Origin of the sequence: Enterobacter sp. WCHEn090032 (assembly GCF_003986875.1) — a bacterium.
Lineage (GTDB): Bacteria > Pseudomonadota > Gammaproteobacteria > Enterobacterales > Enterobacteriaceae > Enterobacter > Enterobacter sichuanensis.
On sequence record NZ_RXRN01000002.1, the window covers coordinates 269,463 to 294,781 of the forward strand.

The 25,319-nt window shown below is 56.4% G+C and carries 23 protein-coding genes; 6 read left to right on the top strand and 17 right to left on the bottom strand.

Annotated features, from left to right (window positions below):
* Positions 1–17: 17 nt before the first annotated feature.
* Positions 18–1,295 (top strand): stationary phase inducible protein CsiE, encoded by a 1,278-nt coding sequence (gene csiE / locus EKN83_RS02770; RefSeq protein WP_094918375.1) that lies wholly within the window; start codon positions 18–20, stop codon positions 1,293–1,295.
* Here csiE and EKN83_RS02775 read toward each other — a convergent pair.
* Positions 1,290–2,435, bottom strand: a complete 1,146-nt coding sequence (locus EKN83_RS02775; protein WP_045284599.1) for a 3-phenylpropionate MFS transporter — start codon at positions 2,433–2,435, stop codon at positions 1,290–1,292. The genes csiE and EKN83_RS02775 overlap by 6 nt on opposite strands.
* A 173-nt stretch (positions 2,436–2,608) precedes the next feature.
* Between EKN83_RS02775 and EKN83_RS02780 the strand changes: the two genes are divergently transcribed.
* Positions 2,609–3,031 (top strand): DoxX family protein, encoded by a 423-nt coding sequence (locus tag EKN83_RS02780; protein WP_023615984.1) that lies wholly within the window; start codon positions 2,609–2,611, stop codon positions 3,029–3,031.
* 54 nt (positions 3,032–3,085) lie between these two features.
* Here EKN83_RS02780 and glyA read toward each other — a convergent pair whose 3' ends face one another.
* Positions 3,086–4,339, bottom strand: coding sequence for a serine hydroxymethyltransferase (gene glyA / locus EKN83_RS02785; protein WP_025757663.1), 1,254 nt, complete (start codon positions 4,337–4,339; stop codon positions 3,086–3,088).
* A gap of 304 nt (positions 4,340–4,643) precedes the next feature.
* Between glyA and hmpA the strand changes: the two genes are divergently transcribed.
* On the top strand, positions 4,644–5,834 hold the full coding sequence (hmpA, locus tag EKN83_RS02790) for an NO-inducible flavohemoprotein (RefSeq protein ID WP_126800290.1): 1,191 nt from the start codon (positions 4,644–4,646) through the stop codon (positions 5,832–5,834).
* A gap of 64 nt (positions 5,835–5,898) precedes the next feature.
* Here hmpA and glnB read toward each other — a convergent pair whose 3' ends face one another.
* The 5 genes from glnB to purL all read right to left on the bottom strand — a co-directional run bounded on the left by glnB (position 5,899) and on the right by purL (position 14,213).
* Complete coding sequence (gene glnB / locus EKN83_RS02795) at positions 5,899–6,237, bottom strand: nitrogen regulatory protein P-II (protein WP_003860685.1); 339 nt, start codon at positions 6,235–6,237, stop codon at positions 5,899–5,901.
* A 65-nt stretch (positions 6,238–6,302) separates the two neighbouring features.
* Positions 6,303–7,640, bottom strand: coding sequence for a two-component system response regulator GlrR (gene glrR, locus EKN83_RS02800; RefSeq protein ID WP_047959249.1), 1,338 nt, complete (start codon positions 7,638–7,640; stop codon positions 6,303–6,305).
* Positions 7,627–8,364, bottom strand: coding sequence for a two-component system QseEF-associated lipoprotein QseG (qseG, locus tag EKN83_RS02805; protein ID WP_025757659.1), 738 nt, complete (start codon positions 8,362–8,364; stop codon positions 7,627–7,629). The genes glrR and qseG overlap by 14 nt, the downstream gene beginning before the upstream one ends.
* Before the next feature lies 1 nt (position 8,365).
* On the bottom strand, positions 8,366–9,793 hold the full coding sequence (gene qseE, locus EKN83_RS02810) for a two component system sensor histidine kinase QseE/GlrK (protein WP_126800291.1): 1,428 nt from the start codon (positions 9,791–9,793) through the stop codon (positions 8,366–8,368).
* Between the two features lie 532 nt (positions 9,794–10,325).
* Complete coding sequence (gene purL / locus EKN83_RS02815; RefSeq protein WP_126800292.1) at positions 10,326–14,213, bottom strand: phosphoribosylformylglycinamidine synthase; 3,888 nt, start codon at positions 14,211–14,213, stop codon at positions 10,326–10,328.
* 267 nt (positions 14,214–14,480) lie between these two features.
* Here purL and mltF point away from each other — a divergent pair, with 267 nt between their 5' ends.
* Positions 14,481–16,031 (top strand): membrane-bound lytic murein transglycosylase MltF, encoded by a 1,551-nt coding sequence (mltF, locus tag EKN83_RS02825; protein WP_025757655.1) that lies wholly within the window; start codon positions 14,481–14,483, stop codon positions 16,029–16,031.
* On the opposite strand, the gene tadA is transcribed toward mltF, so the two are convergent.
* From tadA to murQ, 4 genes are read right to left on the bottom strand one after another with little or no spacing between them, the layout of a single operon-like run.
* On the bottom strand, positions 15,919–16,458 hold the full coding sequence (tadA, locus tag EKN83_RS02830) for a tRNA adenosine(34) deaminase TadA (RefSeq protein WP_032672482.1): 540 nt from the start codon (positions 16,456–16,458) through the stop codon (positions 15,919–15,921). The genes mltF and tadA overlap by 113 nt on opposite strands.
* A 24-nt stretch (positions 16,459–16,482) precedes the next feature.
* A complete protein-coding gene (yfhb, locus tag EKN83_RS02835; RefSeq protein WP_045284604.1) occupies positions 16,483–17,118 on the bottom strand; it encodes a phosphatidylglycerophosphatase C in 636 nt (211 codons plus the stop codon).
* A gap of 3 nt (positions 17,119–17,121) precedes the next feature.
* The gene (locus EKN83_RS02840; RefSeq protein WP_126800293.1) at positions 17,122–18,483 is read right to left on the bottom strand and encodes a PTS transporter subunit EIIC; all 1,362 of its coding nucleotides are present in this window, start codon (positions 18,481–18,483) and stop codon (positions 17,122–17,124) included.
* 11 nt (positions 18,484–18,494) lie between these two features.
* Positions 18,495–19,388 (bottom strand): N-acetylmuramic acid 6-phosphate etherase, encoded by an 894-nt coding sequence (murQ, locus tag EKN83_RS02845; protein WP_025757651.1) that lies wholly within the window; start codon positions 19,386–19,388, stop codon positions 18,495–18,497.
* A gap of 118 nt (positions 19,389–19,506) precedes the next feature.
* Between murQ and EKN83_RS02850 the strand changes: the two genes are divergently transcribed.
* Positions 19,507–20,355 carry a MurR/RpiR family transcriptional regulator gene (locus tag EKN83_RS02850; protein ID WP_126800294.1) on the top strand — a complete coding sequence of 283 codons (849 nt, stop codon included), beginning with the start codon at positions 19,507–19,509 and terminating at the stop codon, positions 20,353–20,355.
* A gap of 46 nt (positions 20,356–20,401) precedes the next feature.
* Complete coding sequence (locus EKN83_RS02855) at positions 20,402–20,662, top strand: YfhL family 4Fe-4S dicluster ferredoxin (protein ID WP_126800295.1); 261 nt, start codon at positions 20,402–20,404, stop codon at positions 20,660–20,662.
* Here the strand turns inward: EKN83_RS02855 and acpS are convergent.
* From acpS to lepB, 6 genes are all read right to left on the bottom strand, one after another.
* Positions 20,659–21,039, bottom strand: coding sequence for a holo-ACP synthase (gene acpS / locus EKN83_RS02860; RefSeq protein ID WP_025757647.1), 381 nt, complete (start codon positions 21,037–21,039; stop codon positions 20,659–20,661). The two genes, EKN83_RS02855 and acpS, sit on opposite strands and share 4 nt — an antisense overlap.
* Positions 21,039–21,770, bottom strand: a complete 732-nt coding sequence (gene pdxJ / locus EKN83_RS02865; RefSeq protein WP_025757646.1) for a pyridoxine 5'-phosphate synthase — start codon at positions 21,768–21,770, stop codon at positions 21,039–21,041. Before pdxJ ends, acpS begins: the two co-directional genes overlap by 1 nt.
* A gap of 33 nt (positions 21,771–21,803) precedes the next feature.
* Complete coding sequence (recO, locus tag EKN83_RS02870; RefSeq protein WP_045284606.1) at positions 21,804–22,511, bottom strand: DNA repair protein RecO; 708 nt, start codon at positions 22,509–22,511, stop codon at positions 21,804–21,806.
* Between the two features lie 17 nt (positions 22,512–22,528).
* The gene (era, locus tag EKN83_RS02875; protein ID WP_025757643.1) at positions 22,529–23,434 is read right to left on the bottom strand and encodes a GTPase Era; all 906 of its coding nucleotides are present in this window, start codon (positions 23,432–23,434) and stop codon (positions 22,529–22,531) included.
* Entirely contained in the window at positions 23,431–24,111 is a 681-nt protein-coding gene (rnc, locus tag EKN83_RS02880) for a ribonuclease III (protein WP_003860711.1), read from the bottom strand. The genes era and rnc overlap by 4 nt, the downstream gene beginning before the upstream one ends.
* Positions 24,112–24,333: 222 nt before the next feature.
* A complete protein-coding gene (gene lepB / locus EKN83_RS02885; protein ID WP_126800296.1) occupies positions 24,334–25,308 on the bottom strand; it encodes a signal peptidase I in 975 nt (324 codons plus the stop codon).
* Positions 25,309–25,319: the final 11 nt, after the last annotated feature.

Sequence of the window (25,319 nt, forward strand, 5' to 3'; positions counted from 1 at the left end):
CACTGGATACCCGACAGATGATGACGACGCTTGAAATTCCATCTGTGCTTTCCAGTTCGCAGCGCCGCTGCCAGGTGCTTTTGATGCTTTACCTGCCCGATGCTGCCGTCACCGCACAGAGCATAATCGCTGCCAACGGCGTGGACGACGCGATGGCACGGCAAGATATAGCCGAGACGCGCGATGAAATCCAGCGCTATCACCGGCTGGATATCGTCACGCACCAGGACGGCAGTTACCGGCTTGAAGGCACAGCCCTTAATCAGCGTTTATGCCTGCTGCACTGGTTGCGCCGGGCGCTGCGGCTTTGCCCGCAGTTTGTCTCGCACCAGTTTACCCCTGCATTAAAAACCGCGCTTAAACAGCACGGCATTGCACGGCCGCTTTACGACGACGCGAACCTGCGGGCGCTGATCAACTTCTGTTCGCGCAAGCTCCAGCGCCAGTTTGAATGCCGCGACGTGCAGTTTTTACAGCTCTATCTGCAATACTGCCTTATTCAGCATCAGCTGGGAAACACGCCCCAGTTTTCTCATTCTCAGCGCAGCTGGACCCAGTCGAGAGGGGAGTATTTCACGGCGCAGGAGATCGTGCGGCACTGGAAACGGCGCGTCCCACAGGGGGCTCACGGGGATGAACAGCTGTTTCTGGCGCTGTTGTTTATGATGCTCCGCACGCCCGATCCGGTGCTCGATAAACACCAGCAGGATCAACGTTTGCGCCGGGCCATCGTGCGCATGGTGGCCCGTTTCCGCTCGCAGACCGGGATGAACTTCAGCGATGAGCAAGGCCTGACCGATCAGCTCTATATCCATCTTGCACAGGCGCTGGACCGTTCGCTGTTTGAGATCGGCATCGACAATAGCCTGCCGGAGGAGATCCACCGTCTCTACCCTCGCCTGTTACGCACCACCAAAGAAGCGCTGTTTGAGCTGGAAGCGGAGTTTGGGCTGCGTTTTTCCGATGAAGAGATGAGCCTTGTTGCGGTGATTTTCGGTGCCTGGCTGATGCAGGAGACCGATCTGCACGAAAAGCAGGTGATCCTGCTGACGGGTGACGATAAAGCCAGTGAGGATCGGATTGAACAGCAGCTTCGCGAGCTGACGCTGCTGCCGCTCAACATTCGCTACCTGACGCTGCAGGCGTTTCAGAAAGAGGGGGCGCCGCGCGAAGCTGCGCTGGTTATCACCCCCTACCCGACTGCCCTGCCGCTGTTCTCACCGCCGCTCATTCATGCCGTTGAGACACTGAACGCGCAGCAGCAAGAGCATATTCGCGCCATGCTGGAATCATAGCGTTACGCGAGGGGTCACTTTAGGGCGAATAACCATAGCAGGTAAGGCCACCAGCGCCATGACCCAGAAGACACCGTGCCCCAGGTGCTGATAGAGGAACCCCGCAAAGACCGTCATGATCGCGATACTGCCTCCCATTGCGACCGCTGAATACACCGCCTGCAGACGAATAACGTCCCCGCCTTCGCGCGCCGCGATATAGCGCATCGCCGCCAGATGACAGACGGTAAACGTGCCGCAGTGAAGAATTTGCGCCACAATCAGCCACGGCAGATCGGTCGTCCAGCCCATAATGCCCCAGCGCGCCACGCCGCACACGGCGGAAAGCAGCAGCAGGTCACGGGCGCCAAAGCGGCGGAACAGCTTTTTGCTCAGGGCGAAAATCACAACTTCGGCCACCACCCCCAGCGACCACAGATAGCCCACGGCAGAGGCCGAATATCCTGCGCCTTGCCAGTAGATGGCACTGAACCCATAGTACGCCGCGTGAGCCCCCTGAAGCAGACAGACGCACGCCAGAAAACGCCAGCTTTGTGCAACCAGACTCCGCCACGCGGGCCAGCCTGCGCTCTCCTGATGGCGGCTTTCTCCCTGAGGCATTACCGATGGTCGCAGCAGCATGCCCAGCAGCATCGAGGCAATACCGATGCTCAACAGAGCAAGAATGGCACGGTAGTCGTAAAGGCTGACCAGTTTACCCACCAGCGCCGAGCCAATCACAAACGCAATGGAGCCCCACAGGCGTACGCGACCGTAGTCCATGGTGATCTGCTTTTGCCAGGTGTTCGCCAGCGCGTCCGTCAGGGGCACCAGCGGCGAGAAGAACAGGTTAAAGCCAACCATCACCACCATCAGCCAGGCAAACTGGTGGTTGATCCAGAAGCAGGCCACAAAGACCAGGGTCAGCAGAGCCAGAATACGCACAGCCTTGATCAGTAAGGAGGGATCGCTGACGCGCGGGGCGATCAGCAGGCTACCGAGAAAACGCGCTACCAGCCCGGCCCCCAGCAGGACACCAATGGTTTCGGGGGTCAGGCCGATCCCCTTGAGCCAGACGCTCCAGAAAGGCAGAAAAATACCGTAGCTAAAGAAATAGGTGAAATAGCTGAGCGCCAGCCAGCGCGTGGAATGCAAGACCATGAATCCCTCCCGAAATCGAGGCCATAGTCTGGCGAGAATATAAAAATTAAGCAAGTCGATAGCCTGCTATAAATTAACGAAAAAATAACATTTTGTGCAGTCGTCTGGCTTATGGCAGGGAATGAAAATGTGTATTACGTTTAAATTACTCCACTTGCAGAGGTATTTCTGCCATGAACTCACTTCGCTATCTCGATTTCGGTCAGTCACGTCATCTGCTGCTGCTGATTGGGCGCATCGCGCTTGTCGTACTGTTTATTATCTTTGGTTACCCAAAACTGACGGGGTTTAGCGGGACCGTACAATACATGACCTCGCTGGGCACGCCGATGCCCATGCTGGCGGCCATTATTGCGGTGGTCATGGAAGTGCCTGCCGCGATCCTGATTGTGCTGGGCTTTTTCACCCGTCCTCTCGCCGTGCTGTTTGTGTTCTATACGCTGGGCACGGCGATTATTGGCCACCATTACTGGGATATGACCGGTGATGCGGTCGTACCGAATATGATTAATTTCTACAAGAACGTCAGTATTGCGGGAGCCTTTATATTGCTGGCGATTGTGGGTCCGGGCGCCATCTCCCTCGATCGGCGTTAAGCCATAAAAAAAGGCCGCAAGCGCGGCCTTTTTTATTTCTGCGAAGCAGAGGAATTATGCGTATACCGGGAAGCGTGCGCAGATATCCAGCACTTTACCTTTGACGCGCTCGATAACCGCTTCGTCATTGATGTTGTCCAGAACGTCACACATCCAGCCAGCCAGCTCTTTCACTTCCGCTTCTTTGAAGCCGCGGCGAGTCACAGCCGGAGAACCGATACGGATACCGGAGGTCACAAACGGGCTCTTCGGATCGTTTGGCACGCTGTTTTTGTTCACGGTAATGTTGGCGCGGCCCAGGGCAGCGTCAGCTTCTTTACCGGTCAGGTTTTTATCAACCAGATCCAGCAGGAACAGGTGGTTTTCAGTACCGCCGGATACCACTTTGTAGCCACGGTTCAGGAACACTTCCACCATCGCTTTGGCGTTCTTCGCCACCTGCTGCTGGTAAACCTTGAACTCAGGCTCCATCGCTTCTTTCAGCGCGACCGCTTTTGCCGCGATAACGTGCATCAGCGGGCCGCCCTGCGCGCTTGGGAACACAGCGGAGTTCAGTTTTTTGTACAGCTCTTCATCACCGCCTTTCGCCAGGATCAGGCCACCACGTGGACCTGCCAGGGTTTTGTGGGTGGTGGTGGTCACAACATGAGCGTGTGGAACCGGGTTCGGGTAAACGCCCGCAGCAATCAGACCCGCAACGTGCGCCATGTCGACGAACAGATAAGCACCGATGCTGTCTGCGATTTCACGCATTTTTGCCCAGTCAACGATACCGGAATAAGCAGAGAAACCACCGATGATCATCTTCGGCTTGTGCTCTTTGGCCTGCTTAGCCATGTCTTCGTAGTCAATTTTACCGGACTCATCAATACCGTAAGGGATGATGTTGTACAGTTTGCCGGAGAAGTTAACCGGGGAGCCGTGAGTCAGGTGGCCGCCCTGCGCCAGGTTCATACCCAGAACGGTGTCGCCCGGCTGCAGCAGCGCGGTGTAGACCGCGAAGTTAGCCTGAGAGCCAGAGTGCGGCTGAACGTTTGCGTAGTCAGCGCCAAAAAGTGCTTTCGCGCGGTCGATAGCCAGTTGCTCTACGATATCAACGTACTCGCAACCGCCGTAGTAGCGCTTGCCCGGGTAACCTTCAGCGTATTTGTTGGTCAGCTGAGAACCCTGCGCCTGCATCACGCGCGGGCTGGTGTAGTTTTCGGAGGCGATCAGTTCGATGTGCTCTTCCTGACGTACTTTTTCCTGCTCCATAGCCTGCCACAGTTCGGCATCATAATCGGCAATGTTCATTTCACGCTTTAACATCCGCATCTCCTGACTCAGCTAACAAGTAAATTTTGGCCTGAAAAGGCAGTCCTGTTGGACGACGGGCAACAGTATAACTGATTAGTTCTGTGATAACAGGTCTTGACAAACGATTTTACGCAAACGTTTTCCTACCCGCCACGCAAGGGTTTGAGGAATAAAGATCTCGCGATTTCCAGCGGATTTCTTTTCAGGTTTGTGATGCATATTTTTCATCTTGCAAAGAACCATTTACAACGCAGGGGTATTTTTTATAAGATGCATTTAAAATACATCATTAAAGTAACATCAGAAGGACACGCTCATGCTCGACGCTCAAACCATCGCTACCGTTAAAGCCACCATTCCCCTGCTGGTCGAAACCGGCCCCAAACTGACCGCCCATTTCTACGATCGCATGTTCACGCACAACCCGGAGCTCAAAGAGATTTTCAACATGAGCAACCAGCGTAACGGCGATCAGCGCGAAGCCCTGTTCAATGCCATTGCGGCCTACGCCAGCAACATTGAAAACCTGGCGGCGCTGCTGCCTGCGGTGGAAAAAATTGCGCAGAAACATACCAGCTTCCAGATCCAACCCGAGCAGTACAACATTGTTGGCGCTCACCTGCTGGCAACGCTGGACGAGATGTTCAGCCCGGGTCAGGAGGTTCTGGACGCATGGGGCAAAGCCTACGGCGTGCTGGCCAATGTGTTTATCAACCGTGAAGCACAGATTTACAACGAAAACGCGAGTAAGAAAGGCGGCTGGGAAGGCACCCGCGCGTTCCGCATCGTTGAGAAAACGCCGCGCAGCGCTTTAATCACCAGCTTCGAATTTGAACCGGTAGACGGTCAGCCGGTGGCGGATTATCAGCCAGGGCAGTATCTGGGCGTATGGCTTAAGCCTGAAGGTTTCCCGCACCAGGAGATCCGCCAGTATTCCCTCACCCGCAAGCCCAACGGCAAAAGCTATCGCATTGCGGTGAAGCGCGAGGACGGCGGACAGGTATCCAGCTGGCTGCACAACGACGCTAACGTGGGTGACGTGGTCCACCTGGCCGCGCCGGCGGGCGACTTCTTTATGACCGTTGAGACGACTACCCCGGTCACGCTGATCTCCGCTGGGGTGGGACAAACGCCAATGCTGGCGATGCTGGATACGCTGGCGGCGTCAAAACACGCTGCCCAGGTAAACTGGTTCCATGCCGCCGAGAACGGTGACGTGCATGCGTTTGCTGATGAAGTGAAAACCCTGGCAGCGAGCCTGCCCCACTTTACCGCCCACACCTGGTATCGCCAGCCAACGGAAGCCGACCGCGCGGCCGCTCGCTTTGACAGCGAAGGTCTGATGAATTTACGTCAGATGGAAGGGGCATTCAGCGCGCCGGATATGCAGTTCTACGTCTGCGGGCCGGTGGCGTTTATGCAGTATGCCGCGAAGCAGCTGATCGAGCTGGGGATAAATAAAGACAACATTCATTACGAATGTTTCGGGCCGCACAAGGTGCTGTAATGCAAAAAGCCCCTCATTAGAGGGGCTTTTTTTTCCGTCGGATGATACCCGGCCTGGCAACGTTTTAAATCGCCGCGTCGTCTTCTTCGCCGGTACGGATACGGATCACGCGCGCCACGTCAAAGACGAAGATTTTACCGTCGCCAATTTTGCCGGTCTGCGCCGTACGGATAATGGTATCCACACAGGTGTCCACGATATCGTCGCTCACCACGATTTCAATTTTCACTTTCGGCAGAAAGTCCACCATGTACTCTGCGCCACGGTAAAGCTCGGTGTGGCCTTTCTGACGACCAAAACCTTTCACTTCCGTCACGGTCATCCCGGTGATGCCGACTTCCGCCAGCGCTTCACGTACATCATCCAGTTTGAAAGGTTTAATAATCGCATCAATCTTTTTCATGGTGGGTCCTTAAACTCTTGCCTGTAAGCTGCTTCGTAATCGGTTGCTCACAGTACCATACGGCATTACTCTTTAAAATCGTTTGCTTCCAGCTCATGGCGTGACAGCAGCTTATAAAACTCAGTGCGGTTGCGTCCGGCCATGCGCGCCGCGTGGGTCACGTTGCCTTTGGTGATCTGCAATAGCTTGCGCAGATAGTTCAACTCGAACTGATTCCGCGCTTCGGCAAAGGTCGGCAGCGCCGTGTTTTCCCCTTCCAGTGCCTGCTCCACCAGCGCGTCGCTGATCACCGGTGACGAGGTCAGCGCCACGCACTGCTCAATCACGTTGACCAACTGACGCACGTTACCCGGCCAGCTTGCGGCCATCAGCCGCTTCATCGCATCGGTGGAAAACGCGCGCACGAAGGGTTTGTGACGATCGGCCGCCTGACGCAAAAGATGATTCGCCAGCAACGGAATGTCTTCCGCTCGCTCGGCCAGTGCGGGTATCTTCAGATTGACCACGTTCAGACGGTAGTAGAGATCTTCACGAAACTCGTTGCGGGCCATTACCTTCGGCAAATCCCGGTGCGTGGCGGAAATAATACGCACATTAATGTCGATGTCGCGGTTGCTGCCCAGCGGGCGAACTTTCCGCTCCTGCAACACGCGCAGCAGTTTGACCTGCAGCGGTGCGGGCATGTCACCAATCTCGTCGAGGAAAAGTGTGCCGCCCTCCGCTGCCTGAAACAGTCCTTCCCGGCTGCTGACCGCGCCGGTGAATGCGCCGCGGGCATGGCCAAACAGTTCAGATTCCAGCAGCTGTTCCGGGAGCGCGCCACAGTTGATCGCAATAAAGGCATTTTTGCTGCGCGGGCTGGCGTTATGGATTGCCTGCGCCAGGATCTCTTTCCCGGTTCCGCTCTGACCGTTAATCAGCACGCTGACGTCTGACTGTGCGACCATCCGGGCCTGCTCGAGCAAACGCAGCATAATCGGGCTGCGGGTGACGATAGACTCCCGCCACGCTTCATCCCCCGCCGGAGCGGCATGCTCCAGCGCGCTGTCGATCGCCTTATAAAGCGCGTCTTTGTCCACCGGCTTGGTCAGGAAGCTGAATACCCCCTGCTGGGTCGCCGCAACCGCATCCGGGATCGAGCCGTGCGCCGTCAGGATAATCACGGGCATACCCGGTTGCTGCTTCTGGATCTCCGCGAACAGCTGCATGCCGTCCATTTCATCCATCCGCAGGTCGCTTATCACCAGATCAATTTTCTCGCGGCCGAGAATTTTTAGCCCCTCGACCCCGCTTTCCGCGGTCACCACGCTGTAGCCTTCACTCACCAGACGCATCCCCAGCAGCTTTAACAGCCCGGGATCGTCATCCACCAGTAAGAGATGGGCAGGTTTACGGCTCGTCATGCTTCACATCCTCTTGTTTCGGCGTATCGCTGTCCGGTACAGCGGATGAACTTCCCGGCTGATATTTACGCGACGAGAGCTGTCTTTCGATATCGGTCAGGTTTTCCAGCTTACGGGTCGTGGTATCCAGTTGCGTACGCAGATGTTGCTGCTGCTGACGCAACGTATCAAGCTCGCTGTCGGTGGACTGCTGCAACTTACTGTAGCGGGAGCGCTCTTCAGAGAGCTGAAGTTGTAATGTCTGTCCATCACGCCAGAGCTGGTATACCGGGCGCACCTGTCCCGGCAGGTTGACCACCAGGGTGTCCAGTCGGGTCACGTTGGCGCGGCGTTCAACGGGGGTGATTTTGGCATCAGCCAGTAAAATGCCGCGCTTGAAAGCGTCCTGCCAGGTGTCGTCATCCAGCATCGCCGCTTTCGAGCGGGCCTCGACCGGCGCAAGACGCTGGGCGCAATCTATACCACGCAGCCAGAACAGCGGGTTGCTTTCGACGTCGTGGCCTGACAGGTTCCAGATATCGTCGCAGCGGGTTGAGAGAAAATCTGCCAGCTGGTTATCTGGCCATTTATCTTCTTGTTTACCGCTAATCGCACTTTGCGGCACATGAGAAACACAGCCTGCCAGCACTAAACAGGGCAAGCCCAGGCGAAACGTGTTGCGGGAAAACACCGCGCGTATGGCGCGGAAAAAGACGTGTGACATACTCACCAGACATAGATTCATTTTATTGATTTTTCCGGCTCAGGGGCAGTTCGATACGGAAGCAAACATCGGAACGTGCGTCAGTGGCAATGTTTAGCTCACCCTGCATGCGTCGTATACAGTCCCGGGCGATGCTTAAGCCCAGACCGCTGCCTTTCACCGCGCCTTTCCGCTGATGACTTCCCTGGAAAAAGGGTTCGAAGATCATGGTTTTTTCGTCATCAGGGATCGGGGTGCCGGTATTTGCGACGTCAATAAACACCCGTGAACCATTCGTATAGCTTCGGATATAAATGTTACCGGATTCAGTACCATAGTGCACCGCATTGGAGTAAAGATTATCCAGAACGCTCATCAGCAGCATGGGTTCAGCCAGGCACGCCGGCGCATTAAGTTCTACGTCGGTATGCATCATTTTAGCTCTTGCTGGCAAGCTATGGGCGGAGATCACCATATCCACCAGCGGCTCAATCTCCACATCTTCCAGTACAACCGCCCCATCCGCCAGCTTGCGGTTGTAATCCAGCAACTGCTCAATCAGCTTTTGCAGATTGCGGCTGCTGTTATCCAGGATCTCGACAATTTCTTTCTGTTCAGAAGTGAGGGGCCCAGCCACTTCGTCCGCCAGCAGCTCTGTCCCTTCACGCATGCTGGCGAGCGGCGTTTTAAGCTCATGAGAGATATGGCGCAGGAACTGATGACGCTGTGATTCAAGCCACGCCAGGCGCTCGGAAAGCCAGATAATGCGCTGGCCCACGGAGCGTAGCTCTCGCGGGCCTTTAAAGGCAACCGTATCCCCAAGCGATTTCCCCTCCCCGAGGCGGTTGATCATGCGCTGGATGCCCTTTACCGGGCCGATGATCATGCGGGTAAAGAGTAGTACCAGCCCAAGACTTACCAGGAATAGCACCAGCGCCTGCCAGCCAAAAAACTGGCCGCGCTCGGCAATCTCCTGCTGGAGTTGCTGGCCGCGAGAGAAAATGACCGTGCGCGTTGACTGCACCATCTCGGTGTTGGCGGTGGCAAAGGCTTCAAGACGTGCGGCGGCGGAGGCATCCGGCCCGCTATTGTGGCACTGCAGCTGCGCAAGATCGTTCAAATCCTGACGTAACGCCTGATACAGCTTGTCGTCAGGCAGTACCCCCGCGTGCGCGTCCAGCATTTCGCTGTAGCGTTTACGCTGGCTCTGATAAACCTTTTCCAGGGTCCGATCGTCAAGTACGCAATACTGGCGGTAGCTTCGCTCCATCTCCAGCGCGGCGTTGGTCATCGCCTCACTGCGTCGGGCGTCGATAAGCGTCGTACGGTTGGTCAATGCCGCCTGCGCACTCAGCGCGTTCAGACTTTGCCAGGCCTGCCAGGCCAGGATTAGCAGCGGCAGCAGGATCAGCAGGAAGGCCATCATGACGAGCTGTCGCAGTGAGCGGGGAAAAACGGGCCAGCGTTTCAACGCATTACTCTCTTAATGGGGGTTTACGCAGAGCGTAACTGAGTCTGCCCTTCAGATACAACAAAGCCGGGTAAAAACCCGGCTTTGTCATGGAATGAGGCGGTGCCTAACTCGACGTTTCGCCCTGGCCTGATAAAGCATCGCTATGATCAGTAGTTGGACGGCAGGCACCTTTTTGTGCGTCATTCGAAGTTTATGTAGCACGTCCCGAAGGGGCTGACATAAGAAGGTGAATGAGCCACTGGTTAATATTATGCAACACCCGTGCCAGAATGCAAAACAAAAAATTAAGTCGTTGAAATATATGAATTTTATCCGACCAGCCCGTTCGTTATCGGTTGAATAATTTCCAGGCTAAGTGTCGCCATTAAGCAACACCCTAACAGGAACCTTTCCTGTTATATATAAATCAACAAGTTACATGTCTCCATTTAGAGACAGTCGCAAACCTTCTTTGTCGCAATTTTGCGACACGCATAAAAAAGCCCGGTAGCGCTCACGCTTACCGGGCCTGCAGGGAGTGCGCTAAAACTTAACCCAGCTGTTTACGCGCATTGCGGAAGATACGCATCCACGGGCTGTCCTCGCCCCAGTTTTCCGGGTGCCAGGAGTTGCTCACGGTACGGAACACGCGCTCCGGGTGCGGCATCATGATGGTTGCACGGCCGCTCTCGCTGGTCACCGCCGTAATGCCGTTGACGGAACCGTTCGGGTTAGCCGGGTAGGTTTCCGTGACCTTGCCGAAGTTATCGACAAAGCGCAGCGCCACCAGGCCTTTGCTTTCAAGCTGGGCCAGATGCGCGGCATCACGCACTTCGACCTGACCTTCACCGTGGGAAACGGCGATTGGCATCTGCGAACCGACCATCCCCTGCAGCAGCAGAGACGGGCTCTGGGTCACTTCAACCAGGCTGAAGCGCGCTTCGAAGCGGTCAGACTGGTTACGCACAAAGCGCGGCCAGGCTTCACTTCCCGGGATCAGCTCACGCAGGTTAGACATCATCTGGCAGCCATTACACACGCCCAGGGCCAGGGTTTGCGGACGGTGGAAGAAGGTTTCGAACTCGTCACGCACGCGGCTGTTGAAGAGAATAGACTTCGCCCAGCCCTCACCCGCGCCCAGCACGTCGCCGTAAGAGAAGCCGCCACACGCCACCAGCGCCTGGAAATCTGCCAGGCCGGTGCGGCCCGCCAGCAGGTCGCTCATATGAACGTCGATAGCATCAAAGCCCGCACGGTGGAAGGCAGCGGCCATCTCAACGTGGGAGTTAACGCCCTGTTCGCGCAGCACGGCCACTTTTGGACGCGCCCCCGTCGCAATGTACGGCGCAGCGATGTCTTCGTTGATTTCGAAGGAGAGCTTCACGTTCAGGCCTGGATCCTGATCGTTGGCCTTCGCGTTATGCTCCTGATCGGCACATTCCGGGTTATCACGCAGGCGCTGCATCTGCCAGGTGGTTTCCGCCCACCACATACGCAGCGTGGTGCGGCTCTCGCTGAACACGGCGTGACCGTCTGCTTCAATGACGAAGCGGTCGCCCTGAACGGCTTTACCGAGATAGTGCACGCACTCTGCCAGGCCATGCTGCGCAAGGAGGGCTTCGACGGCGTCGCGATCTGCCGCACGCACCTGAATCACAGCACCCAGCTCTTCGTTGAACAGCGCCGCCAGATGATCTTCGCCCAGCGTTGCGATGTTCGCTTCAACGCCACAGTGACCGGTGAAGGCCATTTCGGCCAGGGTGACCAGCAGGCCGCCGTCGGAACGGTCGTGGTAGGCCAGCAGCTTGCGCTGTGCCACCAGCGCCTGGATGGCATCATAGAAACCTTTCAACTGCGCCACGTCGCGCACGTCGGCAGGTTTATCGCCCAGCTGACGGTAAACCTGCGCCAGCGCGGTGGCACCCAGCGCGTTATGCCCTTTACCCAGGTCAATCAGCAGCAGGGCGTTGTCTTCGGTCTGGAGCTGTGGCGTCACGGTATGACGCACGTCTTCCACGCGCGCAAACGCGGAGATGATGAGCGACAGCGGAGAGGTGATCTCGCGCTGCTCGTTGCCTTCCTGCCAGCGGGTCTTCATCGACATGGAGTCTTTACCCACCGGAATGGTCAGCCCCAGCGCAGGACAGAGCTCTTCACCCACCGCTTTTACGGCTTCATACAGGCCCGCGTCTTCACCCGGGTGACCGGCTGCGGCCATCCAGTTTGCGGACAGTTTAATACGTTTGATATCGCCAATCTGGGTCGCGGCAATGTTAGTCAGGGCTTCACCAACGGCCAGACGGGCAGAGGCGGCGAAGTCCAGCAGCGCTACCGGCGTACGTTCGCCCAGCGCCATCGCTTCACCGTAGTAGCTGTCGAGGCTCGCGGTGGTCACGGCGCAGTTCGCCACCGGGATCTGCCACGGCCCCACCATCTGATCGCGTGAGACCATACCGGTCACGGTACGGTCACCGATGGTCACCAGGAAGGTTTTCTCAGCGACAGCCGGCAGGTGCAGGACGCGATTAACCGCTTCCGCCACGGTGATGCCCTGACGATCCAGCGCTTTGCCTGCCGCTTTACGCGTCTGCACGTCGCGGGTCATCTTCGGTGTTTTACCGAGCAGCACATCCAACGGCAGATCGATTGGCTGGTTGTCGAAATGGGTGTCGCTCAGTGTCAGGTGCTTCTCTTCGGTTGCTTCACCGATGACGGCATACGGCGCACGCTCGCGGCGGCACAGCTCGTCAAACAGTGGCAGCTGATCTGCGGCAACCGCCAGAACATAACGTTCCTGAGATTCGTTACACCAGATTTCCAGCGGGCTCATCCCCGGTTCGTCGCTCAGGATATCGCGCAGGTTGAAACGACCGCCGCGACCGCCGTCGCTGACCAGCTCCGGCATGGCGTTAGAGAGACCGCCCGCGCCAACGTCATGAATAAAGAGGATCGGGTTCGCGTCGCCCAGCTGCCAGCAGCGGTCGATCACTTCCTGACAGCGGCGCTCCATTTCAGGGTTGTCGCGCTGAACGGAGGCAAAGTCGAGATCCGCGTCAGACTGACCGGAGGTCATCGAAGACGCCGCACCGCCACCCAGGCCGATGTTCATCGCCGGGCCACCGAGTACGATCAGCTTCGCGCCAACGACGATCTCGCCTTTCTGCACGTGATCGGCACGAATGTTGCCGATCCCGCCCGCCAGCATGATCGGTTTATGGTAGCCACGCAGCTCTTCGCCGTTGTGGCTCTCCACTTTCTCTTCATAGGTACGGAAGTAACCGTTCAGGGCCGGGCGACCAAATTCGTTGTTAAACGCCGCACCGCCCAGAGGGCCGTCGGTCATGATATCCAGCGCGGTAACGATGCGCTCCGGCTTGCCGAAATCTTCTTCCCACGGCTGCTCGAAGCCCGGAATACGGAGGTTGGAAACGGAGAAACCGACCAGACCCGCTTTTGGTTTAGCACCGCGACCGGTCGCCCCTTCATCACGAATTTCACCGCCGGAACCGGTCGCCGCACCCGGCCACGGGGAGATCGCCGTCGGGTGGTTATGGGTTTCCACTTTCATCAGGATATGCGCAGGCTCCTGATGGAAGTCATAGCGCCCTGCTTCGCGATCGGCGAAGAAGCGGCCCACCTCAGAACCTTCCATTACCGCGGCGTTGTCTTTGTAGGCAGACAGCACATGGTCAGGAGTTTTCTCCATGGTGTTTTTAATCATTTTGAACAGCGACTTCGGCTGCTGTTCGCCGTCGATGATCCAGTCGGCATTGAAAATCTTATGGCGGCAGTGCTCAGAGTTCGCCTGCGCGAACATGTAGAGTTCGATGTCGTTCGGGTTGCGGTTGAGCTTAACAAACGCATCCTGCAGGTAGTCGATTTCATCTTCTGCCAGTGCCAGGCCGAGACGCAGGTTGGCGTCAATCAGCGCCTGACGGCCCTGCCCCAGCAGGTCAACGCTCTGTACCGGCGCAGGCTGATGGTGGGAGAAGAGCTTCTGCGCGTCATCGAGAGAGGCAAACACGCTCTCCATCATGCGATCGTGCAGTTCAGCCGCAACCGCCTGCCACTGTGCGTCGCTCAGGGTTGACGCTTCCACATAGTACGCCACGCCGCGTTCCAGACGGTTAATCTGGCTCAGACCACAGTTGTGGGCGATGTCGGTGGCTTTGGAAGACCAGGGGGAGATGGTGCCCGGACGAGGCGTCGCAAGGATCAGTTTGCCGGTTGGCGTATGGCTGCTCAGGCTTGGGCCATACTTGAGCAGGCGTTCCAGCTGTACGCGCTCCTCTGCATTCAGGGGGGCATTCAGGTCAGCAAAATGGACATACTCAGCGTAAATATTGCTTACCGGAAGGTCGGCCGCCTGAAAACGTGCCAGCAGTTTGTTAATACGGAAGGCAGACAGTGCAGGCGAACCACGCAGAATTTCCATCATAAGTCTCTCGTCTTCGAAGCGCCGGGGCGCTTACAGTGTGCGCAAGGGGGGAAAACGGGCGTCATTATAGAGAATCCTGAGCGCCGACGAAACCGTTTGCGTCGAAATAAAATCGACGTCGCCTTTTAACAATAGTTGTGACCTGTCTCTCTAATTGGTTGCCAAGTGGCGCAAGTTTACGCAAAATGCCGCTCATTCAATGGCAAACCTTATTGTTAACATGGCTACAGCAGACTGAGGCAACCGGCGTCGCAGAGAATTAACTAATTGAAAAAATTAAAGATTAATTATCTGCTCATCGGCATTGTGACGTTGCTGCTGGCAGTGGCCCTCTGGCCTTCCATCCCCTGGTTCGGTAAAGCCGAAAACCGTATCGCCGCCATTCAGGAGCGGGGGGAACTCCGCGTCAGTACCCTCAACTCTCCGCTGATTTACAGCGACATCAACGGCAAAATCATTGGTCTGGATTATGAACTGGCGCAACAGTTCGCCGATTATCTTGGCGTGAAGCTTAAAATCACCGTCCGTCAGAATATCAACCAGCTGTTTGATGACCTCGACAACGACGATGCCGACATCCTCGCCGCCGGGCTGGTGTATAACAGCGAGCGCAGCAAGAACTATCAGCCGGGCCCGACCTACTACTCCGTTTCGCAACAGCTTGTCTATCGTGTCGGGAGCCAGCGTCCGCGCTCGCTGGCGTCGATTAACGATCGACAGCTGACGATTGCCCCAGGCCATGTGGTGATTGACGATCTGCGCGAACTCAAGGAGAAGAAATACCCGGACCTGAGCTGGACGGTGGAGGCGAAACTCGGCACGACGGAGCTGCTGGAGCAGGTTAAAGATCAGAAAGTGCCGTACACCATCGCCGATTCGGTCGCGATCAGCCTTTTCCAGCGCGTGCATCCTGAAATCGCCGTGGCGCTGGACGTCACGGACGAACAGCCGGTCACCTGGTTTACCCAGCTCGACAACGACCAGACCCTCTCTGCCGCGATGCTCGATTTCTTCAACACCATCAATGAAGACGGTACCCTTGCGCGTCTCGAAGAGAAGTACCTCGGCCATGGTGATGACTTTGACTACGTTGACACCCGCAGTTTCCTGCGCGCGGTAGACAGCGTCCTGCCGGACCTGCAGCCGCTGTTCGAAAAATACGCCCAGGAAATTGACTGGAAACTGCTGGCGGCTATTTCGTATCAGGAATCCCACTGGGATACCCAGGCCACGTCTCCGACTGGCGTACGTGGTTTGATGATGTTAACCAAAAATACCGCGCTGAGCCTGGGCGTGAATGACCGTACCGATGCCGAGCAGAGCATCAGCGGCGGCGCGCGCTACCTGCAGGATATGATGGCTAAAGTACCGGAAACGGTGCCGGAAGAAGAGCGGATCTGGTTTGCGCTGGCGGCTTACAATATGGGCTACGCGCATATGCTGGATGCACGCACGTTGACGGCGAAAACCAAAGGTAACCCCGACAGCTGGTCAGACGTAAAACAGCGCCTGCCGCTGCTGAGCCAGAAGCCCTGGTATAACAAGCTGACATACGGCTACGCGCGCGGCCATGAAGCGTACGCCTACGTGGAAAATATCCGTAAATATCAGATTAGCCTGGTCGGATATCTGCTGGAGAAAGAGAAAGAGGCAACAGAGGCAAAACAGCTGGCAGAAAGTTACCCGGTCGTGGCACCGGACGAGCTTAATCGTCCGAGCGCTTCAATTCTGCCTTTTGTTGCTTTTTCTGCTGACGGCGCATTCGAAAGAAATCGCTTAATAGCGCCGAACACGCTGGTGCAAGTACCCCACCGATAGTCTTCACCTGGTGGTTCATTCCAGGATGACCCAGCACGTCCATCAGTGAACCGGCCGCACCGGTTTTTTCATCCCGCGCGCCAAAGACCAGGGTACCGATCCGGCTGTGCACCATCGCACCGGAACACATTACGCACGGCTCAAGCGTGACATATAGAGTGGTATCAAGCAGACGATAGTTTTGCAGCACCAGACCGCCCTGGCGAAGCGCCATGATTTCGGCATGGGCGGTCGGATCGTGGCGTCCAATCGGGCGGTTCCACCCTTCTCCAATCACCTGATTGTTGTGAACCAGCACGGCGCCCACGGGCACTTCGCCTTCGTCCCAGGCACGCTGCGCGAGCGTAAGCGCGTGGCGCATCCAGTATTCATGACTGTATTCAGGGTTTGGCAACGGTTGATACTCCACTCGAAAAGCGGGCGGCATTATACACACCCCTTATGGATAAGACTATTCGAGTTGCTGAAGTTCTCCCGCGGGAGTGACGCGCCAGCGATGCTGGCAGAAATAGAGCAGCGGGTTGTCCTGTTTGCTGTCGCTGTAGCCGCTGTACAGGCGCAGCGGCGTACCGATGCGTTTCTCCAGCTGGACCACTTTTTCATGCCCCAGACAGCGCATGGTCAGCACCCAGCCGCCGTAACCCCGCGCTATTTGCGTGGCGATAAGGTTGACGCGGGGAAGCCAGGGGGTATCAAAGTAAACCTGCTCCACCAGCGTCTGCGGGGAGCCTGTAATCAGCCAGATGTCGGCATCGTTGGCATCGAGGTAACTGGTGAGGCGCGCCTGTACGACAGGAAACGCGGCGACATGACCGCGAAACCAGTGGGCAAAATCCTGCTCAAGCTGTTTGAGCCGCGCTTCGCTGTGGCCAAACGTGCATCCCCAGAGCAGCAGGCTCATCGGCCATCGCGCTGCACGACCTTTCACCAGCAGCGCGATACCGATCACCGGTAAGAGCGGTAATACGAGCAGCGCATTCAAAGGCTGACGCCGCAGCAGGTAACGCATAAACGTGCCAAACATATCCTGCTGATGCAGCGTTCCATCCAGGTCAAAAAAGACAATGCGACGCGCGTGCTTTGCCAAACCTTACTCCTCTGGGTCGTTGAAGCCTAACAGCCAGGTAAACAGGAACCCGGCGATCACTGCTACTAAATAGCCTAACAGATAGAGCATGACTTTTCCGGTGACGATGGTTAACGCCAGCGGTAAACCGGAGAGTCCAAAGGTGATCACGGTGGCGACTTTCCAGTAGCTGATCAGCGCCCCGCCTACCGCACCGCCCAGACATGCAGCAAGAAACGGTTTACCCAGCGGCAGCGTGACGCCAAAAATCAGCGGTTCGCCAATACCGAGCAGTCCGACCGGAAGAGCGCCTTTAATCACTTTTTTCAGACGTGCATTGCGGGTTTTCATCAGTACGGCAATCGCCGCGCCGACCTGCCCTACCCCCGCCATCGACAGAATAGGCAGCAGCGGGTTATAGCCGTGCGCCTGCACCAGCTCGACGTGGATCGGTACCAGCCCCTGATGCAGGCCGGTCAGTACCAGCGGCAGGAAAGTACCTGACAGCACCGCCCCCACTAACAGGCCGCCACGGTCAATCGCCAGCGACGCACCGTGGGCAATAGCTTCGGAGATCCACCCGCCTAACGGCTGGAGAGCCACTACCGCGACGCTACCGGTAATGAGCGTGGTCAGCAGTGGGTTGAGGATAAGCTCAATCGAGCCGGGCAAAATCGCGCGCAGCCTTTTCTCGATCCAGCACATCAGGATGACCACCAGCAGCACCGCAATCACCCCGCCGCGCCCCGGCTGCAGCGCCTCACCGAACAGGGTTATCTGCGCCAGCTGCGGGCTGGACAAGATCCCCGCCATCACCCCACCCATGGCCAGCGAGCCGCCAAACACCTTCGCGGTATTGACCCCGACCAGAATGTTCATGATGGCAAACACCGCGCTGCCGAAGATCCCAAGAATCCCCAACAGGTTTGGATACTGCGTGGCGAAATCCCCCACAATATCCGGTCGCTTGAGGATATTGATGATCCCGGTGATCAGGCCCGAGGCAATAAACGCCGGGATCAGCGGAATAAAGACGTTTGCCAGCTGTCGCAGTGCATCGCTCATGGGGGCTTTGTATTTGGCCTTTGCCTGCGCTCTGGTGCGTTCAGCATCGTCCATCGACACGCTCGCCCCACCGCCCATCAGCGCACGCATGGCATCAACAACCTGCGCCGCTTTTCCCGGCCCGACGATAAGCTGATGTTGCTGGCCCTGTTTTACGTAGCCGCTGACGCCGGAGAGTTGCTTCAGACGCGGCACATCAAGCTGGTCGTCGTTATGCACCTCGACGCGCACGCGCGTCATGCAGTTTTCGAGACGCTGAATATTTTGTTCCCCACCAATCCCCTGCAGGATATCGCTGGCGAGCGCTGCTGTTTTGTCCATACACGCCTCTGTTAGTTTTCTAATGCCGCCCGTAAGAAGCCATGATGCGCGTCGAGTCGGGCTCTCGCCGCCGCCGCATCCAGCCCGCTTAAGATCATCAAAATGGCCGGTTTAACGTCATGATCGGTCTGTTTGAGGACCGCTTCAGCTTCTTCACGGCTGGCGCCCGTCGCTTCCATCACCATGCGACAGGCTCTGTCCACCAGCTTGACGTTGGTGGCCTGCATATCCACCATCAGGTTCTGATACACCTTGCCAAATTTCACCATTGCGCCGGTGGAGATCATATTGAGCACCAGCTTTTGCGCGGTCCCGGATTTCAGGCGTGTGGATCCGGTGAGCGCTTCCGGCCCAACCACCGGCGAGATGGCGATAGCCGCCACCTGGGCAATCGGTGAGCCCGGATTACAGGAGATGGCCACCGTCGTGCAGCCAGTCTGGTTAGCGTACTCCAGACCGCCAATGACGTATGGCGTGCGCCCGGAGGCCGCCAGCCCGACCACCAGATCCTGCGCTGTCAGGTTCAGCGCCTTCAGGTCATCCTCCCCCAACTGTTTATTATCTTCCGCCCCTTCAACGGCTTTCAGCAGCGCACCAGGTCCCCCTGCGATCAACCCGACCACCAGGCCGTGCGGCACCCCAAAGGTCGGTGGACACTCAGAGGCATCCAGCACCCCAAGACGTCCGCTGGTGCCCGCGCCCATGTAAATAATGCGTCCACCGGCCTTGAGGGCTTCCGCCGCCGCATCGACCGCTTTCGCCACCTCAGGCAATGTCTCTTTCACTGCCTGCGCGACCAGCGTATCCTGTTGATTAAAGCGGTTAACCAGCTCCAGCGTGGAAAGAGCATCCAGATCCATGGTTTGCGGGTTACGGGTTTCTGAAACAAGTGAGCCCAGATTCATCTTTTGTACCTCAAGAATTTTTAATTCATAATAATCTCACTATAATGGAATATAAAATTCATTCAGGCGAGCACTATTCGTATTTGCGCAGACAATCACATTTTCGCCAGGAGAACCTATGAACTGTTTAATTCGCATTCGCCAGCGTTATGCAGGCTTTGCTCAAAGCGACAAAAAACTGGCGGATTTTCTGCTTTCTCAACCCGATCGCGCGCGCCATCTCAGCTCGCAGCAGCTGGCGAGCGAAGCCGGGGTGAGCCAGTCGAGCGTGGTGAAATTTGCCCAGAAGATTGGTTTTAAGGGGTTCCCTGCCCTCAAACTGGCGATCAGTGAAGCGCTGGCAAGCAACCCCAACCCGCAGTCTATGCCGGTGCATAATCAGATCCGCGGTGATGATCCGATGCGGCTGGTGGGCGAAAAGCTGATCAAGGAGAACGTCGCAGCGATGCATGCGACGCTTGACGTGAATACCGAAGAGAAGTTGCTGGAGAGCGTGGCGATGCTGCGCGGCGCACGGCGTATCATACTGACCGGCATCGGCGCGTCCGGACTGGTGGCGCGTAACTTTGGCTGGAAGCTGACAAAAATTGGGCTTAACGCCATCGTCGAGCAGGATATGCACGCCCTGCTGGCGACCGTACAGGCGATGGATCCTGACGATCTGCTGCTGGCGATCTCCTATTCCGGCGAGCGCCGTGAAATCAATATGGCCACCGATGAAGCCCTGAGCGTCGGCGGTAAAATTCTGGCGATTACCGGTTTTACGCCAAATGCCCTGCAGCAACGGGCTACGCGCTGTTTATATACCATTGCAGAGGAGCAGGCCACGCGCAGCGCCGCGATCTCCTCGACGAGTGCGCAAATGATGTTGACCGACCTGCTGTTTATGGCGCTGGTGCAACAGGATCTGGAGCATGCGCCAGATCGTATTCGTCACAGTGAAGAACTGGTAAAGAAACTGGTTTGACGCGTATAATGCCCGCCCAGTTTGTGTTGTTTCTGAGAATTTCCTGATGGCGCTGTTAATTACCAAAAAATGCATCAATTGCGATATGTGCGAACCGGAGTGTCCGAACCAGGCCATTTCGATGGGCGACTGCATTTATGAGATTAACAGCGACCGTTGCACGGAGTGCGTCGGCCACTATGAAACGCCGACCTGTCAGAAAGTGTGCCCGATCCCGAATACCATCCTGAAGGATCCGGCACACGTTGAGAGCGAAGAGCAGTTATGGGATAAGTTTGTTCTGATGCACCATGCGGACAAACTCTAGCTTTCAATAATCACCGTCGCGCAGGCATAGTGCCGTTCATCGGCAAGCGTCACGTGCATGTGATTCACGCCCAGCCTTTCCGCCAGCTTTTGCGCCTCGCCCCATAAACGCAGGCGTGGCTTACCCAGCTCATCGTTAAACACTTCAAACTGGTTAAACGCCAGACCATTACGAATGCCGGTTCCGAAGGCTTTAGCGGCGGCCTCTTTGACCGCAAAGCGCTTCGCCAGAAAACGCACCGGCTGCTGATGCGCTTCCCAGATAGCCCATTCGTTATCGCTCAGCACGCGTCTTGCGAGGCGATCGCCACTACGGGCGATCACCGCTTCAATGCGGGCTATTTCAACGATATCGGTGCCTAAGCCCAGAATGGCCATTACTGACGCGCTTCCAGCATCAGGCGTTTCATTTCTGAGACCGCCTCTTTCAGGCCGCTCATCACCGCACGGCCAATGATCGCATGCCCAATATTCAGCTCATGCATTTCAGGCAGGGCGGCAATGGCTTTCACGTTGTGGTAGGTCAGACCGTGTCCGGCGTTAACCTTCAGCCCCAGGCTCGCGGCGTAAGTCGCGGCTTTTGCGATACGCTCCAGTTCTTTGGCCTGCTCTTCATCGTTTTTGGCATCAGCGTAGCAGCCAGTGTGAATTTCGATATACGGCGCACCCACGTCGGCCGCCGCTTTAATCTGGGTGAAATCGGCGTCAATAAAGAGAGACACCAGGATACCGGCATCCGCAAGGCGTTTGCAGGCATCGCGCATTTTATCGAGCTGGCCGGCAACATCCAGACCGCCTTCGGTCGTCACTTCCTGACGCTTTTCAGGTACCAGGCAGCAGAAATGCGGCTGGGTTTCGCAGGCAATGGTCAGCATCTCTTCGGTGACCGCCATCTCCAGATTCATGCGGGTATCCAGCGTCTGACGCAGGATGCGCACGTCGCGGTCAGTAATATGGCGGCGATCTTCACGCAGGTGAACGGTAATGCCGTCGGCGCCAGCCTGTTCAGCGATAAACGCCGCCTGAACCGGATCGGGATACGCAGTGCCGCGCGCATTACGCAGTGTGGCGATGTGATCAATGTTGACGCCTAACAGTAATTCAGCCATGACAATCCTCGGTTTTCTTTTCGATTCTGTGGTCTAACGTTTCGGCATAAACTGCCTGAATAATTCGCGGCTCTTTAAGGGCTTGCCGCCAAGATACGGCTTGAGCGCAATCCGGGTAAAGCGTTTTGCTGCGCGCAGGGTGTCCTGGTCGGGAAACTCACGCTCATACAGCGCCCGGAGCTGGCGTCCGGTAAAGGTATTGTTATCAATCACGACGCTGGCGATAAACCCTTTTTCTTCGCGATAGCGATAGGTCATCGTCTCATCAACCTCTTCCCCACTGCCCGCGCAATGAAGAAAATCAACACCGTAGCCCAGGTGGCCCAGCAGGGCCAGCTCAAAACGACGCAGGGCGGGTTCAGGCGAGCCGGTTGCGCCAGCCAGGGCCTGGATACAGTGCAGATAATCGAAAAACAGTTCAGAGAAGCGCGTCTCATGTTCCAGAACCCGTGAGATGAGTTCATTGACGTACAGACCGCTATAGAGTGTGATGCCGGAAAGGGGGAGCGCCAGGGAGACGGCTTCGGCACTGCGTAGGGTTTTCACTTCCCCGCGCCCGCCAAAGCGAACCAGCAGCGGCGTGAAAGGCTGTAAGGCGCCTTTCAGATTAGAACGTTTCGAACGTGCGCCTTTGGCAACAAGGCGCACACGACCCGACTCTTCCGTGAAGACGTCCAGCATAAGGCTGGTTTCGCTCCAGGGACGACTATGAAGGACAAAGGCACGCTGCCATCCATCCATATGCTCGTCGTCTTAGGTTACTGATCTTCGCCGTAACCGAGGCTGCGCAGAGCACGCTCATCATCGGCCCAGCCAGATTTTACTTTCACCCACAGTTCGAGGTGAACCGGCGCTTCGAACATCTCCTGCATGTCTTTACGGGCTTCAATACCGATGGTTTTGATCTTGGCACCTTTGTTGCCGATCACCATCTTCTTCTGCCCTTCACGCTCAACGAGGATCAGGCCATTGATGTCGTAGCCGCCACGCTCGTTGCTCTGGAAACGCTCGATCTCCACCGTCACAGAGTACGGCAGTTCAGCGCCCAGGAAACGCATCAGCTTTTCACGGATGATTTCAGACGCCATAAAGCGTTGAGAACGATCGGTGATGTAGTCTTCCGGGAAGTGGTGAATCGCTTCCGGCAGGTGCTTACGCACGATACCCGCGATGGTATCCACGTTCAGGCCGGTCTCAGCGGACAGCGGAACGATGTCGAGGAAGTTCATCTGGCTGCCCAGCCACTGCAGATGCGGCAGCAGGTCGGCCTTTTCCTGCACGTTGTCAACTTTGTTAACCGCGAGGATGACCGGCGTTTTGCCGTCACGCAGCTTGTTCAGCACCATCTCGTCGTCCGGCGTCCAGCGGGTGCCTTCAACAACGAAAATCACCAGCTCTACGTCGCCAATGGAGCTGCTCGCTGCCTTGTTCATCAGACGGTTGATGGCACGCTTCTCTTCCATATGCAGGCCAGGGGTATCGACGTAGATCGCCTGATACGCGCCTTCCGTATGGATGCCCACGATGCGGTGACGCGTGGTCTGCGCCTTACGCGAGGTAATGGAAATCTTCTGCCCGAGCAGATTATTTAACAGGGTGGATTTGCCAACGTTCGGACGTCCGACGATAGCAATAAATCCGCAATAGGTTTTATCGATGCTCATTCCAGCTCCAGCATTTTTAACGCCTGTTCGGCGGCAGCCTGTTCAGCCTTACGGCGGCTTGAACCTGTGCCCACCACCGGTTCACTCAGGCCACTGACCTGGCAATGGATGGTAAATTCCTGATCGTGCGCTTCGCCACGAACCTGCACCACCAGATACGATGGCAGCGGCAGATGACGACCCTGCAAATATTCCTGCAGACGCGTTTTCGGATCTTTTTGTTTATCGCCCGGGCTGATTTCGTCCAGGCGGGTCTGATACCAGTTGAGGATCAGCTTTTCTACGGTCTGGATATCGCTGTCCAGGAACACACCACCAATTAATGCTTCGACCGTATCGGCAAGAATAGATTCACGACGGAAGCCGCCGCTTTTCAGTTCACCCGGCCCAAGACGCAGACATTCGCCCAGTTCAAATTCACGCGCGATTTCCGCAAGGGTATTACCCCGAACCAGCGTGGCACGCATGCGGCTCATATCACCTTCATCCACGCGCGGGAAACGATGATAAAGCGCATTCGCAATCACGAAACTTAAAATAGAGTCGCCTAAAAACTCGAGACGCTCATTATGTTTGCTGCTGGCACTGCGGTGGGTTAATGCCTGTTGCAACAACTCCTGATGATGAAAAGTGTAGCCCAGCTTCCGTTGAAGCCGATTAATTACGATGGGGTTCATGCGATACCAATAAATGAATGCGTCAAAAATGCAGCACACGAAACCGACCTGAGAAAACCAACGCGGTTTCGTGTGCCGTGGCACCCTTGCAGGGCCAACCTTAAACTTCGGGGGAATATTCTATACACAACGACAGGGGATGTCGTTAGTTCGAAGAGATTTATCGTGGAAATAATTCACGTAGCCGCGAAATAACGCGGCTACGTGTTCTTTTAATGCGAATTAATGGATTCCGCCAATACGATTCAGGCGTACGCCGGTCGGCCATTCGCCTTCCTGCTTCTCAAAACTCATCCAGATCGCGGTTGCTTTACCAACCAGATTCGCTTCCGGCACAAAGCCCCAGTAACGGCTGTCCGCAGAGTTATCGCGGTTATCACCCATCATGAAGTAATGTCCAGGCGGTACGATCCAGCTCGCCAGTTGCTGGCCTGGCTGTTTGTAATACATACCCAGCTGATCCTGCGCGATCGGCACAGTGAGGATGCGATGAGTCACATCCCCCAGCGTCTCTTTGCGTTCAACCAGACGGATACCGTCCTCTTTGGTTTCGCCTTTCGGGACCTGGAAGAACCCGCTGGTCGCTTCACCGCCGTTACGACGGGCAAAGGTCTGCACAAAATCGCTTGGCTCAACGTTGGAGTAGGTGATTGGCAGCGCATTTTCACAGGCGGTACCGGAGCTGCAGCCTGGCTGAACGGTGACTTCCTTCGCAACCGGATCGTAGGTCACTTTATCACCCGGCAGACCTACCGCGCGCTTGATGTAGTCCAGGCGCGGATCTTCCGGATATTTGAACACCACGATGTCGCCGCGTTTCGGATGACCGGTTTCGATCAGCGTTTTCTGGTAGATAGGATCTTTAATGCCGTAGGCAAACTTCTCTACCAGAATAAAATCACCAATCAGCAGCGTTGGCATCATGGAACCGGATGGGATCTGGAACGGCTCGTAAATAAACGAACGTACCACCAGCACAATCGCCAGCACCGGAAAGACCGAGGCGCCTGTTTCCAGCCAGCCCGGTTTCGGGCCTACTTTTTTCAGGGTTTTCGCGTCAATCCCGTCGTCAGTGGCTGCCTGCGCGGCAGCCTGACGTTCGCGACGTTTTGGGGCGAAGATAAACTTATCCAGACACCACAACAGACCTGTCACCAGGGTAGCAATGACCAGGATCAGGGCAAACATGTTCGCCATGCCAACTCCTT

What these genes read in the sequence shown, in the direction of transcription:
- csiE (WP_094918375.1), top strand. Translation starts at nt 18, where the DNA reads ATGATGACGACGCTTGAAATTCCATCTGTGCTTTCCAGTTCGCAGCGC.
- EKN83_RS02775 (WP_045284599.1), bottom strand. Translation starts at nt 2,435, where the DNA reads ATGGTCTTGCATTCCACGCGCTGGCTGGCGCTCAGCTATTTCACCTAT.
- EKN83_RS02780 (WP_023615984.1), top strand. Translation starts at nt 2,609, where the DNA reads ATGAACTCACTTCGCTATCTCGATTTCGGTCAGTCACGTCATCTGCTG.
- glyA (WP_025757663.1), bottom strand. Translation starts at nt 4,339, where the DNA reads ATGTTAAAGCGTGAAATGAACATTGCCGATTATGATGCCGAACTGTGG.
- hmpA (WP_126800290.1), top strand. Translation starts at nt 4,644, where the DNA reads ATGCTCGACGCTCAAACCATCGCTACCGTTAAAGCCACCATTCCCCTG.
- glnB (WP_003860685.1), bottom strand. Translation starts at nt 6,237, where the DNA reads ATGAAAAAGATTGATGCGATTATTAAACCTTTCAAACTGGATGATGTA.
- glrR (WP_047959249.1), bottom strand. Translation starts at nt 7,640, where the DNA reads ATGACGAGCCGTAAACCTGCCCATCTCTTACTGGTGGATGACGATCCC.
- qseG (WP_025757659.1), bottom strand. Translation starts at nt 8,364, where the DNA reads ATGAATCTATGTCTGGTGAGTATGTCACACGTCTTTTTCCGCGCCATA.
- purL (WP_126800292.1), bottom strand. Translation starts at nt 14,213, where the DNA reads ATGATGGAAATTCTGCGTGGTTCGCCTGCACTGTCTGCCTTCCGTATT.
- tadA (WP_032672482.1), bottom strand. Translation starts at nt 16,458, where the DNA reads ATGCCGCCCGCTTTTCGAGTGGAGTATCAACCGTTGCCAAACCCTGAA.
- EKN83_RS02840 (WP_126800293.1), bottom strand. Translation starts at nt 18,483, where the DNA reads ATGGACAAAACAGCAGCGCTCGCCAGCGATATCCTGCAGGGGATTGGT.
- murQ (WP_025757651.1), bottom strand. Translation starts at nt 19,388, where the DNA reads ATGAATCTGGGCTCACTTGTTTCAGAAACCCGTAACCCGCAAACCATG.
- EKN83_RS02850 (WP_126800294.1), top strand. Translation starts at nt 19,507, where the DNA reads ATGAACTGTTTAATTCGCATTCGCCAGCGTTATGCAGGCTTTGCTCAA.
- EKN83_RS02855 (WP_126800295.1), top strand. Translation starts at nt 20,402, where the DNA reads ATGGCGCTGTTAATTACCAAAAAATGCATCAATTGCGATATGTGCGAA.
- acpS (WP_025757647.1), bottom strand. Translation starts at nt 21,039, where the DNA reads ATGGCCATTCTGGGCTTAGGCACCGATATCGTTGAAATAGCCCGCATT.
- pdxJ (WP_025757646.1), bottom strand. Translation starts at nt 21,770, where the DNA reads ATGGCTGAATTACTGTTAGGCGTCAACATTGATCACATCGCCACACTG.
- recO (WP_045284606.1), bottom strand. Translation starts at nt 22,511, where the DNA reads ATGGATGGATGGCAGCGTGCCTTTGTCCTTCATAGTCGTCCCTGGAGC.
- era (WP_025757643.1), bottom strand. Translation starts at nt 23,434, where the DNA reads ATGAGCATCGATAAAACCTATTGCGGATTTATTGCTATCGTCGGACGT.
- rnc (WP_003860711.1), bottom strand. Translation starts at nt 24,111, where the DNA reads ATGAACCCCATCGTAATTAATCGGCTTCAACGGAAGCTGGGCTACACT.
- lepB (WP_126800296.1), bottom strand. Translation starts at nt 25,308, where the DNA reads ATGGCGAACATGTTTGCCCTGATCCTGGTCATTGCTACCCTGGTGACA.